Origin of the sequence: Tianweitania populi (assembly GCF_014652875.1) — a bacterium.
GTDB classification, from domain to species: domain Bacteria; phylum Pseudomonadota; class Alphaproteobacteria; order Rhizobiales; family Rhizobiaceae; genus Tianweitania; species Tianweitania populi.
In genome coordinates, this window is record NZ_BMZQ01000003.1 from 151,182 (window position 1) to 168,280 (window position 17,099).

The following is a 17,099-nucleotide window of genomic DNA, read 5'->3' on the forward strand; positions in this document are numbered from 1 at the left end:
CGGCTTTCCAAGCAGTATCCTGCATGAGACGAACCATTGTGGTTCGTCTCCAAATCCGCTTCTCGGTGGGCGGGCGGATGTCAGGCAAGCTTTGCACCCACGATCCCTAGAATGGGTCTCTTCCGCGTTGATTTAGTCAGATGTAAAGGACCTGATGGCTTCGCCAACCAACTTGGACGCTTCGGCTTCCGCCTCGCACGCTTCCCCGCGCTTGGCTTCCAAAGCTGAAATCGCATCTTCGGCCTTGGACAGGCGTTGGAGGTAGGATTTCTGGAGATCGCTGTTGTCAGGCACTGCGCCGAGATTGTCGCGGATGCGGGCCTGCGCCTGCGAGCGCTCGTCGATGTCGCGCGTCGCGTCATCGATGGCACGCTGCGCCTCGCTTTGTCGGCGGCGTGCGTCGGCCAGTTCCTCGATCTTGCGCCTGGTTTCAGGGTCGCGCGCTGAACCTGCCAGCGAAACGAGCTGCTGCGCATCAGCATCGACAAGTGCGTAGGCTTCTTCGCGGATCATCTCCTGCATGGCTTTCACAGTGGCCGAGCTACTTGGCGAGATAGACGCTTTAAGGCGGTGATGAGTGGCGGTCTCGCCGTCGGCCGCATCGGAGGCGAAGGTCCAGCCAGCCATTCGGGGATGCTCGATGACCACCGTCCGAGGTGCGTCGGCCGCACCCGCAATGCGGTATGTCACGCTTTGCCGGTTGCGGAAGGTCGCCTTCAGCAGGCCGTCCACGGCTTTGACATCGATGATCGAGGTCTCATCTTCGGCCTCTTCCACCACTTGCACCTTGCTGTCAGCAGCGAAGCCGGCCAAGCGGCTTTCTAAGGGAGGCACGCCGCCGAGTTGAGCATCGCCGAGATAGCCTGAACGCTCATCGTAGACGGTGACGATGCCGGGTGGCAGGCTGGCCCCGGTGGCGTTGGTCAGCGACACGGAGGCAATGGGATGGCTGCTCGCCTGGCCGGAACGGTAGACCGACACCAAGCTGGCCTGCAGGTCGGCATCCACAAGAGGGACCGACAGGCTTTGCCCGCTCTGCAGATCATAGGTTCCAGGCAGGAAGTACCTTGCGGAAAGATCGCCTTCCGACGCTTCGGCCGAAACTGCCTGCGACAAGAGAGGTGCTGGTTCTGCAGCAGGCGCGGGGGCAGCTAGCATCGCCGACGCTCGCATGCGTGACGGCTCGTGATCTGCACTTTCCATCGCCAAGACGCCGGTGTCTGTTGCAGGCAGTGGCGCACTGCCGACCGATACGGGAACCTCCGTGCGATCCGCCCAGTACCTACGATGCAGCGCCTGCTTGAGGGTCACCGGCTTGCCGGAAGAAAGCGAAAGGTGGATGCCATTCCAATCTTCGCCGCTTGCGTTTTCCAAAATGGCCCAGGCTTGCATGCGCGCCTTGCCATCTTGGTCGGCGACGATCCTGTAGGCAGCTTTCCAGACCGAGGCTTCAACCACATAAGAAAGCGTGACATCGCGCTCGCCACTGCCTTCGACGGCGATGCGAACCAATCGCGAGCCATCCGACGCGCGGGCGCCTGCCGCCTTGATCGAAGCGTCGACCTTTCGGCGAACAGACGGGTCTTCGATGGTCAGCCGGGCATCAGGACCGAGCTTCAACGTGTCGATCGCTCCGTCATCGCTGACAACTGTAAGAAGAGCGAGCGTTTCGTTCTCGCCCATGGACCGCGTTTCCACGCCCATCACAAGTCCGGTGAGCGTTTTGCCGCCGCTCGAAATAGTCATGCGCGATCCCTGAAGCGCGGAGAGCAAGGAGGGCACCGATGTCAGTTCGCCTGCCGGAAAGGGGAGGGCTCGGCGCGCAAGGTCATCCTGCGCAGGACCATCCAGCGACACCTTCCCGACTTTGCCGGATGGATCACGGACCAGCAGGCTTTTTAGAACATCATCGATCTGCGCGGTCGGGATGTCGACCTCAACCAAACCGCTGCCCGTCACGCGGGCGGTGCGAACGATCTCGGCGAGACCGCCCGATGACAGGGTGACCTGGGTGATCGGCCCGTTCTCCTGCGCCACCGCTGCGGACATCATGGTTCCGAGGGCAGTCGCCGCCGCAAGCACTTTGAACACTGTCTGCCTCCCGATGCCGACTTCCGGTTTGATTAGGCTCAGCCTAGCTCAGGGGTTGATGCATTAGCTAGGAAGTTCTGCAGCCGTGCATCTGACCGTGTACCATCACGGCTGGATCAGACAGGTACCGCCATGAGGTCAATGCCGAATGGCTCGAAATGCCGCATGTTGAGTGTCACCACGGTCAGATTATGCGCCTTTGCGGTTCCTGCGATCAGCGCATCGGCCATTCCGGGACTGTGGCCTAAAGAGACCGCTTCAGCCTCAAGCTTTCCGGATAAAGCCGCAACTTCAGCATCTATCGGCAGGATTCGATCTTCGTAAGTTGCAACCAGGCCGGCCATCCAATGCCTCAGACCACTTGCCTTGGCTGTTGCACCCTTGCGCTCGAGCAGCATGATGCCACGCTCAATTTCATGGACGGTAACGACTGACAGGAAAAATTCTGTTGTCTCATCGGTCCTGTCCAACCAGGCGATCAAGGCCGTCGCCTGCGCACGAGAAGGCGACAGGAGCGACACGACATTCGTGTCGAGGAGGTATGCTGTCAAAGATCGACCTCGCGCGAAGGCGAGGTATTGCGGTCGAATTCCCCACCCGGAAACGTTTTCAGGTAGGACAGGAAGCTGGATCGACGGGGTCTTTGAGCGCGTTGAGCAATCTCAGCAGCAGCCAATGAAACCAAGGCAGCCACGGGTTTTCCGTGGCGGGTGATCGTGATGTACTCGCCCCTGATCGCATCGTCGACATAGGAAGACAGGCCGGTCTTCGCATCTCTCAAGCTGACAATGGGCATCCAAGCCTCACAAAATGGTCATATGTGACCACATATGCGCTCGAAGATCGCCGTCGTCAAGATTTGAGTGCACCGATGATATGTCTGGAAAGCTGGCCTTCGATCCACTTGGTTGGCAGGTCCTCTTCTGAAGCGCGCGAAGGCATCCAAGCAAGGATCGAACCGTAGAACGAGAACTGGAGCGGCAAGTTTTTCAAAGCGGTCCATTTGCGTGTTCTCGGCAGAGACTTACCCCTGACCCTCCCGAGTTTGATCCTTGATCCAGTGTACAAAAAGCGAGACGTCGCTGCGCTCACTGCGGTGCCGGGGCACCACGATGAAGTAACCCTATGGGTTGTCATGGAATATGGCGTTATGCGCACGAGGCGCCTTTCCTGAAGAAGGCGCTGTACGAGCCGCGACCAGCCAAGGGCCACCCCTTCGCCAATCAGGGCCGCATGAATGCTGCCCATGCAGAAGCTGATATGCATTCCAAAGTTGGCGGCGGGCACATCGGTCGAGAAGGCCGAGAACCATTCGCTCCATCCAACCCATCCCGGCTCGTCCGGGTCGGGTGACACCAGGTTGTAGCGCAGAAGGTCGCCGGATCGGAGATCGAGCCCATCGCACAGTGCGATCTACGAACGAGCCGACGAGATCGGAAATGCCGGTGGTTATCTCCGTTCGTTGACGGAGCGGGCGAGGGCGGGCCAGTTTTCGCCTTGGCCGATGGTCATGGCTTTGTTGCGCAAGAAGATGAAAGAAAGTTCGTCGGCTGACGCTGGCGCAAATGTAAGGTCTTTCCAAGCTGGCAGCGCCGAAAAGGGCGATCACGACGAAACCCATTTTGAAGCCAGTGATGCACTTCGCCGATCGATCGCGAAAAAGCAGTGGGATCGCTGATGGTTAACGCTCCCGATCTATTTGCCTCCGCGGATGCAATGATAGGAATTGTGCAAGGGCGCCAGCTCTCCAAGAGGGGAGGGGTCGCATCAAAGACGGTGTGAAAGAGCGTTCTTTGTACAGAAGTCGGCGCGCGGCATGGTGCCTTCAGTCAAATGCTGTTCGCTGGAGCCTTGATGCACACGAGCACAAGCTGCGGGTAGCCATGGATGCGTGCTAGCCGAACCTGGGGAACAACACAGAGATGATTGTAAGGTTGTTCCGAGGATGTGCTTTGGTCAAATAATGAAAGCTGTGCCTGCAATGTTGCCTCATTCTAAAGGCGAGGATAGATCACAAGTCACAACGTGAATGCTTAAGCAGCCCTCCGCTGCATTGAAGCCTTCGATCCAGTTGAGGATATTATCGTGAACACTTCAGTTCTAGACGAACCTGCTTCGGTGGTAAGCCCTATCATGGAAATGACTGCGCAGCTTGTAAGCGCGTATGTCGCGAAGAACCCGGTTCCAATGAGCGAATTTCCGGGATTGATCGAAAGCGTCTACGCCAAGCTGAACGCCCTGAACCAACCGTCTAGTGCCGAGCCTGCCACATCTTCGGAGAAGGCGAAGCCGGCCGTTCCGATCAAGAAGTCTATCACCCCAGACTACCTCATCAGCCTGGAGGACGGGAAACAATACAAGACGTTGAAGCTGCATCTTGCCAAGCTCGGCCTGTCACCCGATCAATATCGTGCAAAATGGAGCTTGCCGGCAGATTATCCCATGGTCGCAACCAGCTATGCTGAAAACCGCTCGATGCTCGCTAAGCGGATCGGCTTGGGCCGCCGCCCGAAACCTGAAGCCGAACCAGCGCCTGTTCAAAAATCTAGCCGGAAAGCCAAGGCATAATTGACGTTCAGGAAGCACAGACTTGATCGCGTCGACGATTGACTCAGCGTAGGAAAATGTTCTTGATCCGTTCACGTTCAAAGTACGCGACGGATCATGCTGACCATCTTCGCCCTCAGGCCAACGCCAACCTTCCTCCCGCTCCTCGCAAGGGCTGTTCCGGCAGGCTTTCCATCGCCCGCTGAGGATCATGTCGAGGACGAGATCGACCTTCACCGCTTGCTCGTTCAGAACAAGGCTGCGACCTTCCTGGTGCGCGTCCAGGGCTCCAGCATGGTCGAGGCCCAGCTGTTCGATGGCGATATCGCTGTGGTCGATCGCTCGGTGCCGCCGGCGCCGGGTGACATCGTTGTCGTGGATATCGATGGCGACCGATCGTTCAAGCGTTGGACTGGCAAGCGTGACGTGCCGCTAACCTTCGCCAACCGCGCTCTGCCACCCTACCAGCTACCCCAAGAGGCATTGGTTGAAGTCTGGGGAACGGTGACAGGCAGCGTTTGCGCCAGGCGGCGTGCCCACCGTGCGTGAGCGCCGGCTGCTGAGCTACGCCATCTCTGACGGCAACAGCTTCTATTGCTCGTGCGAGCGCGTCTTCGATCCCAAACTGAAGCTCGTCCCAGTCATCGTGTTGTCCAACAATGACGGCTGCGCAGTGGCCAGAACTGCAGAGGCGAAGGCTTTGGGCATCAGGATGGGCGAGCCATACTTCAAGATGAAGGACCTGTGCCGAGATCGGGGCGTCCGGGTGTTCAGCAGCAACTACAGCCTTTACCACTCGATGATGACGCGGGTGAATGACATCTACCGCACGTTCGCGCCGAGGGTGGAGATCTACTCCATCGACGAATCGTTCATGGACTGGTCGGATGTCGATGCGAGCCAGCGCGCCGGGATGGCCAAGGAGATGCGTGCCAAGGTTCTGCTATGGACAGGCATTCCGACCTGCGTAGGAATTGGACCGACGAAGACGCTCGCCAAGCTGGCAAACCACATCGCAAAGAAGAATGTTGATCTCGGCGGCGTATGTGACCTGACTGATCCTGACGAACGAGCTGCATGGATGAGCCGTGTAGCTCTGGAGGAAGTCTGGGGTATCGGTCCTGCCGGCGCCGCTCGGCTGTACGGCATCGGTCTCAAGACGGTTGCCGATGTTGCCCGCATGGATCCAAAGCTTGCCAGGCGATCGATGACGGTCGTTGGCGAGCGCATCATCCACGAGCTGCGTGGCGTGTCCTGTCTCTCGCTGGAAGAGCATGCGCCTACGCGCAAGGGCTGCGCGGTGACCCGCATGTTCTCGTCGCGGGTGGACGCTAGGCAGACCATGGAGCAGGCGGTCGCCAGTCATGCAGCCAGATTGAGCGAGAAGCTGCGCCGGGGCGGACTAGGGACGGACCACGTCACTGTGTTCTTCCACACCTCTGATCATGATCGAAGCGCGCCGCAACGATCCGTATCAACGACCGTCACCTTGCCGGAAGCATCGAACAACACGATGGTGTTGGCCGCGGCGGCCACGCACGGTGTCCGCTCCGTATGGAAGGACGGCTACCGCTATTCCAAAGCAGGCGTCGTGACTGTGGACCTGGTTCCGATCGAGGCAAGTCAACGTGCCTTGCCCGGGCTTGGCCGGCTCGACCGCGAAGGCGGCAGCGCGCTGATGGAGGCCATGGACGAATGTAACAGGAAGTGGGGCAGGGGAACGGTTGTGCCGGCCTCTGCCGGGGCTCTAGGCAAGAGGGGTTGGTCCACCAAGTTCTCGATGCGGTCGCCGAGATATACGACGAGGCTCAGCGAGTTGCCAATCGTTGCAGCTTGAAGCGACCGATCTACGAAGGCTTAGTCCAGGCTAATAGCCTAGTGCGTTACTGATTGAATTTGTACTTGCCTAACGATCCATCCGCTTTTCATGATCATGTATAAATGAGTAGATTTCAGTAGATGTTGGTATTCCCAGTTCGAACGGCTAGCTTGTAAGAAGTTTGAGGCATATTGAACGATGTGAGTGGAATAGCATGCCTTCAAAACGTGATCTGCTTGATTTTAAAAATCTACGTGGCTTGGTAGAGACAAAAGACGAGGAAGTCGACAAGCCGTTTTCAGGCGGCCCGGCTTCGACGGGGTAGTAAGCTACCGGGAGATAGAGGAAAAGCTTGCAGCTTCGATCCGCGAGAGACGTGAGGCAGACGGTCTCACACGAGCTGAATTCGCATCCCTTGTCGGACTTTCAATGCCTGTATACGGCCCCTATGAACGCGCATTCTCCAGTTTAACGGTCCCTCGTTTGATCCATCTCTGCGAGTTATTTGGCATTCAGCCGCTAGAACTGATTTTCGATCTGGCACCCCATCTATATGCTGAGACGCAAGAAGAGGCGGATGAACGACGCCGACTGATCGGACTGATTCAAGATCTACCTCACAGCAAGGTGCATCATCTGGTCGGGCTCCTGGAACAGGTGCAGTTGCAGGATAAGGCGGCACAGACGGCCTAGACTAGACGGTTGGTGAAGCGGGAACAATGTCTGGTTGTGCGTTCGCTCGTGCAAGCGCCTGATGGCGGAGCACACGGTTGATGTACGTCCGCTGTAGGTGTTCGCTTCATCGAAGCCGAATGGCGAGGGATGGTGGAAAGCAAAATGGCAGCTTTCTGCAAGGATTGAGAAAAAGCTGACCTAAGATTGCGCACTGAAGTCACTGTGGCGATTCCAGAGATCGGCATATTGAAGCCGCGCCATCATAATGACGTCAACGAAGCCGCTCAGACTTATGCGGGCCTTGCGCTGAACGCCTTCTTGCTGAAAGCCCACGCTGCGATAGAGATTTATCGCGGCGTCATTATTCGAATAGACGCTCAGCTGTATTCGCAAGAACTCGGCAGCGTCGTCTGCCGCTTTCAAGGTCTCAACGATCAACTTTCGCCCTATTCCTTGACCTCGCCAGCGCGAGACTACGCCCATTCCGAGCGTTCCAAGACCCCATCCTCGTGACCTTGCACGATATCGCACCAACCAACGATGTCGCTTCCTGAAACGGGCCTCTCGTGTGTTCGACTGCCATAGCATCACATTCCGGCCATTGCAGGGCAGACAGGCGCCTTCGCAACGGTGAAAACGCGATGTGGGCCTGTGAGGACGAGCAATCCATCGCGGAAATCGTAAGAAGCGGACGGCAGCCGAGATGAAGGCCGAGGCCGAACGCTCCGGTCGTTGCATCTGCCTTAAGGCGGGCACTCAGATCTGGACCCAAGCCGGTAACGACGTAATCGAGTTCGGCGGCATCGAGGGATACCCTGAGTCGCGCTACTACCCGGCCGTTGGCGTTTCGTACGACTAGGGTGCGGCTAACTCAGCATTTTTCGTTGCTTCTCACCTTTCCCTGCATGTTCTGGGCGCTTCCATCATCGGTCCGGTTGAGCGTCAGGACACATTGAGCAAGGTGGTTCCAGTCTGTTCCGTGCTCAATGATTAGATGAAGTTCCGAAACTTCCTCGAAGTAGTGTGTCGCTGATTCCAGACCGCGCCCGCCATTGTACTCAATGACCGCCTTCCACCTTTTGTCGGTATGAAGCGTCACGACGTTGCTCATGTCGAATCCTGCCCTCAATCTGGCCGTTCATGCAGAAGCTTACGACAGAATGTTTAAGTGCGGAACGTCTTCTGGATGAGGGTGTTGTGGATCGTCGATCCTTCAAGCACGATCTCTAGATCGTCCTGCGTGGTCACGCGCTCATAGCCTTCTCCTTCTGCCGAGATGCGGTATTGCAGGGCATTTCCCAGCGGCGGCAGTTTGCGCGTCACCTTGTACGTGTTCGTCATCCGCGGCATTGCGAAAACATTCTTGAAGCGGACGGCTTGCCCGACCTCGAAGATATGGATGTTCTGAACAGATACGCGCGCGGGCTTACCGGTGGAGGCAATAATGGTCATTGTTGCTGATCTTTCTTTAGGGCGGATTGTAAGTCCGCCAAATCGACGGGCATCATTTGTTTAGTGGCCGAACCAGCAACGATGGCTGGCAGGTGCAGGAAGGTGCCGACGTTCCGCCAAGCGATCCAGGATGCGCCGTCAATAGACTCTTCATCGTAGTCGACGCGATAAGTCCCAGCTGGTTGCGGCATGTCTATGCCCCATAAGGTGAAATCGGTAGCAAAATGGACAACGTCTTGGCGTGTGCGGCTGGTCATTGATGGATCTCCGATTGCAACGCGCCGATCCGACTTTGAGCTCGTTACGCCTGAGAGCATGATCAAACATCGGCCGAACGGCTGAGCGAGATTACGCGAAAGAGTGAGCTTAAGCGGTTGTCGAGCTAATGATTTTCAGGAGAATTCAGAAACGGCGGCTCCAGGTTCTGACACCGCCAAGCCATTTGGCCAAATCCAACACTCGGAGATTGCGCTTATTCTTGAGATAACACAAGGGCGAGTGGAATATTAAAGATAATTATTTGGCTGTCGTACAACGATTTTTTTATTCATGGCTTCGGAACAAAGGTGTGGCCTGAACCTTCACTTCAGTGACTATGAAAAACACAGAACGGTGTTCTGTTTATATCTCCGCTATTAGCGGTCCAGAAAAAATTTCGATTTACAAGGAAAACCTATGTCATTCGAGATAACGCATCTAAACTCGGGTGGCGATCGCGAAAGCCAGTCGGTCAGGCAAGCAGATGCACTGCCGCTGCTGTCTAAGATCGAACGCCTGGGCGGCACAAACATCCAGGTGAGGAGTGCCAACGGCCAAAGGTGGACGGCCGCACAAGCTCGGGCTCAGCTGATATAAACGTCCGACTTCGACGACTGCGCAGCAGCGTTTCCCTGGGTTCACGAGTTAGCTTACTGTTTTAGTCCTAAGTGGACGGATTGGGTGAAACATCATCCGTACCGCTGCCGCATGTTTCGTCCAACAGCGGCACCATCCGTCTACGCTATCTTTCGCCAGATGGTCTGCTTCTAGGAATGTAGATGCCGGCCATCAACGTCAAGAATGGGGTCGAAAGCCGAAGGGTTGCTTTCGGCCGTCCGCTTCTTCGATCGTGAGCGGCCCGACCTGGTGGAAAACGGTCTGTCCGCTTATTGTACAGATTGGCGGTAGGCCGCCATTTGTAGGGCATCGCAAGCCTTATCGAAAATGATGGAAAAACGGGAAACCAAACAGTTGTCAAACTCTGATTGACCGATCACCTCTCATCTGCCGAGAGGATGCGGGTAGGGCTATGTCCGGTCATCTTGTGGAACATCGCCACAAACGCCGATGTGCTGCGATAGCCAAGCCGATCCGCCACGTCCTGCACCTTAACCCCAGCATCGAGGAGGGTTAGCGCGGCTATCAGCTTGGCCCGTTGGCGCCACTCGTGAAATCCCAACCCAGTCGAAGCCGCCCATCGTCGTGACAGGGTGCGGTCCGTCACTCCAGCCTGGCGCGCCCATTCGTCGAGCGAGGTTCGATCACCGGGATCGGTCTGGAGCGCCGCAATCACAGGCGCGACCAGCGGATCATCGGACGCAGGTAAGTAGCTGTCGAAGCGTGGTGCCGCCACGATCCGATCGACCAGCACATGCGCGAGGCGGTGGTCGGCCGCCGAACGCGGCACGGCAACGCCGCGGCCCGAGAAGTCGGCGACGATCGCCTTCAGCAACGGATCGATCGCGATCGTGCGTAGCTCGGCGGGCAGGTCGCCGCACAGGCCGGGCGCGACATACACCGTCGCATAGTGGATCGCCTGCCGGTTCCACGCTTGATGCTCGACGCCGGGTGGTATCCATATTCCGTAGGAAGGCGGCGACAAATAGGCGCGCCCGGCGATGACGAACTCGCACACGCCTGACAGCGCATAGTTCAACTCCCCCCAAGGTCGGCCCTGACGCGGGAAGGTGGTTCCGGCCGGGTAGGTGGCCGTGCGAACCGACACAGGGTCGGGCGCCACACCCTCGATGACAGCCTGCTCCATGCACCGTACCTAAGATCGACAGCCATTGTCTGAAAGTCACTATATAATGTCTTTCGGACAATGGCTACATTGTTGCCAGTTAAGAGCGCGCGAGGCGTGCACCCCTCTCAACGGCACATACCCATGACCCAGACCAACACTTTCCGCACCGCCTCCTTGGCGATCCTCGCCCCGCTCGCGACCGTCCTGATCTGGTCGGGCAACGCGATCGTCACCAAGGCCGCAGCCGGGGTCGTCGCGCCGAGCGCGATCGCCTTCTACCGCTGGGCACTGGCGCTAATCGTCCTGGCACCGTTTGTAGCGCCCGCGGCGTGGAGCAATCGCGCCGCCGCAAAGGCGGTTTGGGGCAAGCTCTTCATCGGTGGCCTGCTCGGCATGGTAATCTATCAGTGCCTCGCCTACGTCGCGGCCGAGACCACCACCGCGATCAACATGGGCGTCATCCTCGCGCTCATGCCGCTATTCTCCACGCTGCTCGCCAGCATCTTCGCCGGCGAGCGCCTGACGACGGCTCGCATCGTCGGCGGCGTGATCTCGATCGGCGGCCTCGTCTACCTGACCTCGCAGGGCGATCCGATGAACCTAGTGCGCGGCGGGCTCCACATCGGCGACGCGCTGATGCTGGTCGCCGTCCTAGCGAACGCGTTCTACGGCGTCCTGCTCAAGCGCTGGGGGCTCACGCTGCCCGTCTGGGAACTGCTGTTCTGGCAGATCGTGGCGGCGACCATCGTGCTTGTGCCGGTATGGCTGCTCGGTCCGATCGAGCCGATCGACGCGGCTGGCGTGCCGCTGATCCTCTACGCGGCGATCCCCGCCTCGCTGTTGGCGCCGTTGTTCTGGATGGTCGGTATTGCGAAGCTGGGTGCTGCCCGCACCGCGCTGACGATTAACCTTCTGCCGGTCGTCGTCGCGCTGCTTGCCTGGGCGATCCTCGGCGAACGGCTCCACGCCTACCATTATATCGGCGGTGGCGTTGCGCTGCTTGGCGTCGTGGTGGGCCTGCGCGAGTGGAAGATCGGGCGGCCTCGTGACGACACTCCCAATGCGGCCGCCTGGGCGACGGAGGAGGTGTGATGCACCTCCTTCCACCGGTAGCCGGCGCCATGCCGGCTTGGCTGGTGCGCGCCGGGCTGATCGCCGGGTTGCAAGACCCGGCGCTGTCCACGCTCTGCACTACCCTGCTGCGACGCGACGCCGTTGCCAGCGCGTGCCCTACCGGTGGACGCGCTGCGGCTATCCCGACGAATATCATGAGGTACGAACAATGACGATTAACGACAGCGCCGAGTTCCGGCGCATCAAGGTGGCGGCCGTCCAGGCCGAGCCTGCCTTCCTCGATCTCGAGGGCTCGACGCGCATCGCCTGCGATTTGATCGCGGAAGCCGGCAGGAACGGCGCGGACCTGATCGCCTTTCCCGAGAACTTCGTCCCTTCCTATCCCAACTGGTACGAGACGCTGAGCGAGGGGGCGAAGGCGCGGGATCTCGATCGGCGGCTGTTCCTCAACTCGGTCGTCTTGCCAGGCGAGCATATCAGCACCATCGCCGACGCGTGCCGACAGGCGGGCGTCAACGCCGTGGTCGGCATTAACGAGCGCCGGGCGCGCACGACTGGCACGACCTTCAACACGCAAGTCCACATTACCCGCGACGGCGTGATTGCAGGCAAGCACCAAAAATACGTTCCAACAACGGGCGAACGCCAGATACAGGCGCCGGGCACGACTGGGCACCATAATAGCTTCGAAACCGATTTCGGCATCGTATCCGGCCTGATCTGCGGCGAGAACTCAAATCCGCTCGGGCAATATGCTGCGGCGGTCCACTATCCCGTCGTTCATGTTGCGTCTTGGCCTGCCTACTTCGGGCCGGGTGTGACGTTGCAGCACGCAATCCAGACCGCGTCGGCCGGGCTCGCCTACTCGCTCAAATGCTTTGTACTGTCGGCAGTGTTGCGTCTCTCCGACGCCTATATCGAAGCGGTGGCGGCGACGGACGCCGATCGCGAGTATCTCGAGGTGCAGCGCGCCGCCAAACAAGGAGCGATGATCTTCAGCCCGATCGGCGAGCGGATCGGGGACGGCACCGGCTCGGACGAGCGGCTGGTCTATGCCGACATCGACCTTGGCGACGTCATCATTCCCAAGATGGTCCACGATACGGCAGGCCACTATAATCGGCCGGAGCTGTTCGCGCCGCTGTTCGCGCCTCGGGAGGGGTGATCCCTCGGCATCAGTAAAAGTGTAGCCTTAGGCGCTGTCCGTCCTTCCCGGAAAGGAACGTTCAACGAGAAAGCTGGACGCAGATCGGACGCGAGCCAGACCCGTCCTGGGCTTGCCTAAAACCTGATCCTGAATGCCATTTCCCGAAGTGGCTGACGAACGATGGAATAATGGGATGCTTTCCCACGCGTTCGGATGACTGCTTTTGGTGAGATGCGCAAAGCTTTGGAATGGCAATGAAGGGGTCGACAGCGGATGAACCGCTTCCCGAGCGTCGATCCACTTGGCCGCCTGAGACTGGACGGGTGGAAAGCGGTCGGGCATTTTTGGGGGGTAAAGGTAGCGTAAGCTGCCGGGCCTGCGTTGCAGCGCCCAATGGACCGTGCTCCGGTACGTCGAAGTGGTTCAGCCATCGAGACTGAGCCAGAGGTCGCCGGGTTGGTGCGCCGACGCCATGAGATAATCGAAGGATGAGGGTCGATGACGGATCTCAGGACAGGTGTTTGGCTGAACGAACCAGGGCAGGCGGAGCTTGGCCCCGACAGTCTCCAGATGGTGACCGACGAACGGACCGACTTCTGGCGCGAGACGCATTATGGTTTCACGCGCGACAGCGGCCACTTCCTGGGACTGGAGACCAACGACGGCTTCACCGCTCAGGTGCGCATCCGGGCGAAGTTCGAGAGCCTCTACGACCAAGCCAGCATCATGGTCCGGATCGACGAGCGGCACTGGATCAAGGCTGGGCTCGAGTTTTCGGATGGACATGCCCTGCTTGGCAGCGTCCTGACAAACGAGCGGTCCGACTGGGCAATGGGACGCTTTGATGGCGACCCGATGGATTTCTGGATGCGCGTGTCCCTGGACGATGGTGTCCTGCGCGTGCAGGCCTCGATCGACGGGAGGCTTTGGCCCCTCATACGGCTCTGTCCATTCCCGGAAGGCGTCAGCTACCAGGTCGGCCCGATGTGCTGCACGCCGGAGCGAGCGGGTCTGGCAGTCCACTTCTCAGATTGGACGCTGACGAACCATCTTGGGAAGGATCTGCACGACCTTCGGTAAGCGCAGCAACCCAGGGGCCCTTGAGAACGTCTGCTTCTCGTTGCGATGTCCAGCCGTTCGGCTGTCCGAGAGGGTTCGATCGCGGCTGGATCGTTCGATGCTTCTGCCACCTATTCCGCTTCGAAGGGCGGAGCGAGGCCTCGGGCAAGTCATCTACGTGTCCGATCCGTCAGGCGTATCCGACCCAGCCCCTGAACGTAAATGCGGCATAGAACAGGCCGACTCCGTTGAATCCTGCCTCTCGGAGCAGAGCCTCGTCCTCCTTGGGAGACATTGTTGGCAGGCGCTCGCCGATCGCAACGGCCGCGCCGCGCATCTGTAAAGCGGACATGCCCGGCGCCGTCGCGAACGCTGCGAAGCGATCCAGCCATAGCGACTTCTCCGCAGGTTCCTGCGGGAAGCTGTGGTGCGCGACGACCAAGGGCGCGCCGGGCGTCAGCCGCCGCCGGATTTCAACCAAGGTGCGCAGGCGCTCGTCCCGCGGCAGGAAGTGAAGCGTCAGCAAGCACGTCGCACCGTCGAAAGGTCCGTCGGGTGCGATGTCGATCGTGCCCTTGTGGAAACCGACGCGCGAGGCGAGCGGACCGAGCGTGCGTGCCGCGAGCTCCAGCATCTCCGCCGACGGATCAATTCCATCGAACCGCCAACCTGAATGGTGTTCGGCGAACACTTTCAGTTCCAAGCCGCCGCCTGCTCCCAGAACCAGCACGCGACCGTCGTTTGGAACGCGCTCCGCCAGCAGCAGGGCGGCCATACGCTGCATAGGGTGGAAGCCAGGCACCATTCGAACCGGACCCTCCGAGTATCGGGCCACCGCTTCTGGATCGGAGAAGGACGACAAGCAGCAACTCCATCATGTTCTGGATGATCGCGAGAGGATCGGTCGACGGTGGTGGGGAAGACAAACGGCACTCCCGACGAAGGCATTCGCGCCCACGCTCCAAACATGGTGTTGCCGACGTAGGTCGCTCCCGAGGCCACACGGTCGTGGTCGCGGCGCCGTTCCAAAGCTTTCGGTGTCGACCCCGTCCGCGGCGGCGACGTCCTCAGCCGAACACGAGGGTACGGTGGACCGAAAGACCGGCGGTGACGCCGTCGCTGGCCGCCCAGGTCACTGTATGAGGCGCGCGGGCCACGTCACCTGCGGCGTAGACACCAGGTACGGTCGTCATCTTTTCCGCATCCGTCCTAATTATCGGCCCAAGCGGTCCATCGTCAACGGCACATCCCAGCCGTTCGGCGAGGTCGCTGTTCAACCGGGTCGGGGCGGCGATGAAGAGCGCGCCGACGAGGGCGCTCCGACCGTCCTCAAGCAGCACGTCGAGAGGCCGCCCGTCGCAGCCGACCAAGGATCTTACGGGACTGGCCTCAATCGTGACGCCGCGCCCGCCGAGCGCCTCGCAGGTCGACGCGTCCGGCATGTCCGCGCCGTCGAGGAACAGGGTCGTCCGCCCCCATTCCGCGATCAGCATCGCCTGATGGGCGGAATGGGGTGCAGTGTGAAGCACGCCAAGGCTCCGGCCCGCGAACTCGTAGCCATGGCAGTAGGGGCAGTGAAGCACGTCGCGGCCCCAGCGCGAGCGCAGCCCCGGGACGTCCGGCAGGGTGTCGCTGACGCCGAAGGCGAGGACGATCTTCGTGGCCTCGAGAGTGTCGCCGTTGTCGAGGACAACCGCGAAGCCGCCGTCGATCGCCCGAGCGTCCATGGCGGTTGCCTTGATGAGAGAGGCTTCCGCGTAGCCGGCCAGTTGCCGCCGCCCGGTCGACAGGATGGCCTGAGGATCTGCGCCGTCCTGCGCGAGGAAGCCATGGGAGTGGGCGGCAAAGCGGTTGCGTGCGGACCCGGCGTCGATCACCGCAACTCGCCGGCGGCCGCGGGCGATGTAGGTGGCCGCCGACAGGCCGGCGAAGCTGCCGCCGACGATGATCGCGTCATGCCGCATGGGGTTCTCCCTCGAAGTTGCACTGGCTGGCCCGCCGTTTCAGCCGGGCATGGAAATCGGCATGGAGCGCGGCCAGCGTCACCGCGCCGAAATGTTCGAGTAGCAGAGCCTCGGCCTTGGCGAACGTGTCGTCCAACGCCGCGTTGACCGCTTCCTCGACGAGGCAACCGGGAGAGTCTGTGCGGTTGCCCATGGCGAACAGGCCGGGCGACCCAAGAGCCGCGTAGACGTCGCGCAGCGTCACGCTCGACAGGTCGCGCGCGATGGTCCAGCCGCCGCCGTGCCCCTTCTCCGACCGCACGAGACCGTCGTCGCGCAGTCCCGCCATGATCCGGCGAATGACGACCGGGTTGGTCTGCATCGCCTTCGACAGATGTTCTGATGTTACCGGACCGTCGGTCTCGGCCATGTGGAGCAGGACGTGCAGGACGCCCGACAGTCGGCTATCGCTTCTCATAGAACATCAAATGTTGCATGAGAAAGCTGATGTCAAGCTGCGGGTAGTGAAGTTCGTCTCGAGTCCCAGCATTGCAGACGCTGTTTGGGAATGGCGGTATCTGCCAAAAGCGCGCTGTATCTCTAGCGGAACTGGGTGAGCGAGCCCGCGTCCAGAGCGGACACTGTCTCGGTCCACCCGCCCGAACGGATGATTAACCTGCCTTACGTAAGGAGAGTCCATCATCTGGAAGGGGCGAACATCGGGAGCACCCGAGGGGAAAGAACGAATCCCCGTACTTCGTGACGGCCCGGGGCAGGCTCGTTTCTCAAGTGTTCCGGCGACGTCCTCGCCGACCTGTTCGAGGTGGCGGACTGAATGCCAGCCCAGCATCAGGTAGCGGGGGCAACCGAACTACGCGTCGGCAGTCGACAGTGATCATTCGAACGCGCCTTGCCATTCGTAGAGCTCTGCCGTCGCGGCATATTCTCGTAGATACGAGAGTTTGCCGTCGTGCAGCTTCGCGATGGTCGCGCCCTCAAAACTCTTTTCCTCACCGCGCCACGTGTAGTGGAAGGTCCATTCCGCAGTCTCACCCTCGGGCGAGGATCGCAAATCGTGGACGGTCCAGTCGATGACGCGGCCTTCCTCGGCCAGCCATGTCGAGACCCATCGTTCAATCCAGTCGTGCCCGCGGTAGATCGGTCCGAAACTCTCTATGACAACGCAATCCGGGGTAAGCGTCGCGAGGATCGCCGCAACGTCGTGCGCCCGCCAGCCTGAGATATATTTATCCAGTATCGTCATCGATGTGATGTCCTTCCTCCACA

General features: G+C 59.9%; 20 protein-coding genes. 8 read left to right on the top strand and 12 right to left on the bottom strand.

Going from position 1 to position 17,099, the window contains the following annotated elements; all coding sequences use genetic code 11:
* Window positions 1-132: 132 nt before the first annotated feature.
* From IE166_RS17145 to IE166_RS17155, 3 genes are all read right to left on the bottom strand, one after another.
* Window positions 133-2,091, bottom strand: coding sequence for a DUF4139 domain-containing protein (locus IE166_RS17145; RefSeq protein ID WP_189506349.1), 1,959 nt, complete (start codon window positions 2,089-2,091; stop codon window positions 133-135).
* Window positions 2,092-2,207: 116 nt separating this feature from the next.
* Window positions 2,208-2,612, bottom strand: a complete 405-nt coding sequence (locus IE166_RS17150) for a type II toxin-antitoxin system VapC family toxin (protein ID WP_244641547.1) — start codon at window positions 2,610-2,612, stop codon at window positions 2,208-2,210.
* Window positions 2,613-2,638: 26 nt separating this feature from the next.
* On the bottom strand, window positions 2,639-2,887 hold the full coding sequence (locus IE166_RS17155) for a type II toxin-antitoxin system Phd/YefM family antitoxin (RefSeq protein WP_189506353.1): 249 nt from the start codon (window positions 2,885-2,887) through the stop codon (window positions 2,639-2,641).
* Between the two features lie 714 nt (window positions 2,888-3,601).
* Between IE166_RS17155 and IE166_RS20960 the strand changes: the two genes are divergently transcribed.
* From IE166_RS20960 to IE166_RS17180, 5 genes are all read left to right on the top strand, one after another.
* The gene (locus tag IE166_RS20960; RefSeq protein ID WP_244641559.1) at window positions 3,602-3,769 is read left to right on the top strand and encodes a hypothetical protein; all 168 of its coding nucleotides are present in this window, start codon (window positions 3,602-3,604) and stop codon (window positions 3,767-3,769) included.
* A 455-nt stretch (window positions 3,770-4,224) separates the two neighbouring features.
* Window positions 4,225-4,659, top strand: a complete 435-nt coding sequence (locus tag IE166_RS17165) for a MucR family transcriptional regulator (RefSeq protein WP_189506514.1) — start codon at window positions 4,225-4,227, stop codon at window positions 4,657-4,659.
* Between the two features lie 96 nt (window positions 4,660-4,755).
* On the top strand, window positions 4,756-5,187 hold the full coding sequence (locus IE166_RS17170) for a LexA family protein (protein ID WP_189506355.1): 432 nt from the start codon (window positions 4,756-4,758) through the stop codon (window positions 5,185-5,187).
* Window positions 5,171-6,475, top strand: coding sequence for a Y-family DNA polymerase (locus IE166_RS17175; protein WP_244641548.1), 1,305 nt, complete (start codon window positions 5,171-5,173; stop codon window positions 6,473-6,475). Before IE166_RS17170 ends, IE166_RS17175 begins: the two co-directional genes overlap by 17 nt.
* Before the next feature lie 345 nt (window positions 6,476-6,820).
* On the top strand, window positions 6,821-7,150 hold the full coding sequence (locus tag IE166_RS17180) for a helix-turn-helix domain-containing protein (RefSeq protein WP_244641556.1): 330 nt from the start codon (window positions 6,821-6,823) through the stop codon (window positions 7,148-7,150).
* A 180-nt stretch (window positions 7,151-7,330) separates the two neighbouring features.
* Here the strand turns inward: IE166_RS17180 and IE166_RS20965 are convergent, their stop codons facing one another.
* The 5 genes from IE166_RS20965 to IE166_RS17205 form a co-directional block, all read right to left on the bottom strand.
* A complete protein-coding gene (locus IE166_RS20965) occupies window positions 7,331-7,870 on the bottom strand; it encodes a GNAT family N-acetyltransferase (protein WP_407701828.1) in 540 nt (179 codons plus the stop codon).
* A gap of 133 nt (window positions 7,871-8,003) precedes the next feature.
* Window positions 8,004-8,243: a hypothetical protein gene (locus IE166_RS17190; protein WP_189506359.1), complete on the bottom strand. Its 240-nt coding sequence runs from the start codon at window positions 8,241-8,243 to the stop codon at window positions 8,004-8,006.
* Window positions 8,244-8,296: 53 nt separating this feature from the next.
* A complete protein-coding gene (locus IE166_RS17195) occupies window positions 8,297-8,584 on the bottom strand; it encodes a hypothetical protein (protein WP_189506361.1) in 288 nt (95 codons plus the stop codon).
* A complete protein-coding gene (locus IE166_RS17200) occupies window positions 8,581-8,841 on the bottom strand; it encodes a hypothetical protein (protein WP_189506363.1) in 261 nt (86 codons plus the stop codon). Before IE166_RS17200 ends, IE166_RS17195 begins: the two co-directional genes overlap by 4 nt.
* A 995-nt stretch (window positions 8,842-9,836) precedes the next feature.
* Window positions 9,837-10,607, bottom strand: coding sequence for an AraC family transcriptional regulator (locus IE166_RS17205; RefSeq protein ID WP_189506365.1), 771 nt, complete (start codon window positions 10,605-10,607; stop codon window positions 9,837-9,839).
* A gap of 123 nt (window positions 10,608-10,730) precedes the next feature.
* Here IE166_RS17205 and IE166_RS17210 point away from each other — a divergent pair, with 123 nt between their 5' ends.
* The 3 genes from IE166_RS17210 to IE166_RS17220 all read left to right on the top strand — a co-directional run bounded on the left by IE166_RS17210 (window position 10,731) and on the right by IE166_RS17220 (window position 13,890).
* Window positions 10,731-11,681, top strand: coding sequence for a DMT family transporter (locus IE166_RS17210; RefSeq protein WP_189506366.1), 951 nt, complete (start codon window positions 10,731-10,733; stop codon window positions 11,679-11,681).
* A gap of 190 nt (window positions 11,682-11,871) precedes the next feature.
* The gene (locus IE166_RS17215; protein WP_189506368.1) at window positions 11,872-12,828 is read left to right on the top strand and encodes a nitrilase-related carbon-nitrogen hydrolase; all 957 of its coding nucleotides are present in this window, start codon (window positions 11,872-11,874) and stop codon (window positions 12,826-12,828) included.
* Between the two features lie 480 nt (window positions 12,829-13,308).
* Window positions 13,309-13,890, top strand: a complete 582-nt coding sequence (locus IE166_RS17220; RefSeq protein ID WP_189506370.1) for a DUF1349 domain-containing protein — start codon at window positions 13,309-13,311, stop codon at window positions 13,888-13,890.
* 169 nt (window positions 13,891-14,059) lie between these two features.
* Here IE166_RS17220 and IE166_RS17225 read toward each other — a convergent pair whose 3' ends face one another.
* The 4 genes from IE166_RS17225 to IE166_RS17240 form a co-directional block, all read right to left on the bottom strand.
* A complete protein-coding gene (locus IE166_RS17225; RefSeq protein ID WP_189506372.1) occupies window positions 14,060-14,731 on the bottom strand; it encodes a class I SAM-dependent methyltransferase in 672 nt (223 codons plus the stop codon).
* Window positions 14,732-14,936: 205 nt separating this feature from the next.
* The gene (locus IE166_RS17230) at window positions 14,937-15,833 is read right to left on the bottom strand and encodes an NAD(P)/FAD-dependent oxidoreductase (RefSeq protein ID WP_189506374.1); all 897 of its coding nucleotides are present in this window, start codon (window positions 15,831-15,833) and stop codon (window positions 14,937-14,939) included.
* Window positions 15,823-16,290, bottom strand: a complete 468-nt coding sequence (locus IE166_RS17235) for an Rrf2 family transcriptional regulator (RefSeq protein ID WP_189506375.1) — start codon at window positions 16,288-16,290, stop codon at window positions 15,823-15,825. The genes IE166_RS17230 and IE166_RS17235 overlap by 11 nt, the downstream gene beginning before the upstream one ends.
* A gap of 417 nt (window positions 16,291-16,707) precedes the next feature.
* Complete coding sequence (locus tag IE166_RS17240) at window positions 16,708-17,076, bottom strand: nuclear transport factor 2 family protein (protein WP_189506379.1); 369 nt, start codon at window positions 17,074-17,076, stop codon at window positions 16,708-16,710.
* Window positions 17,077-17,099: the final 23 nt, after the last annotated feature.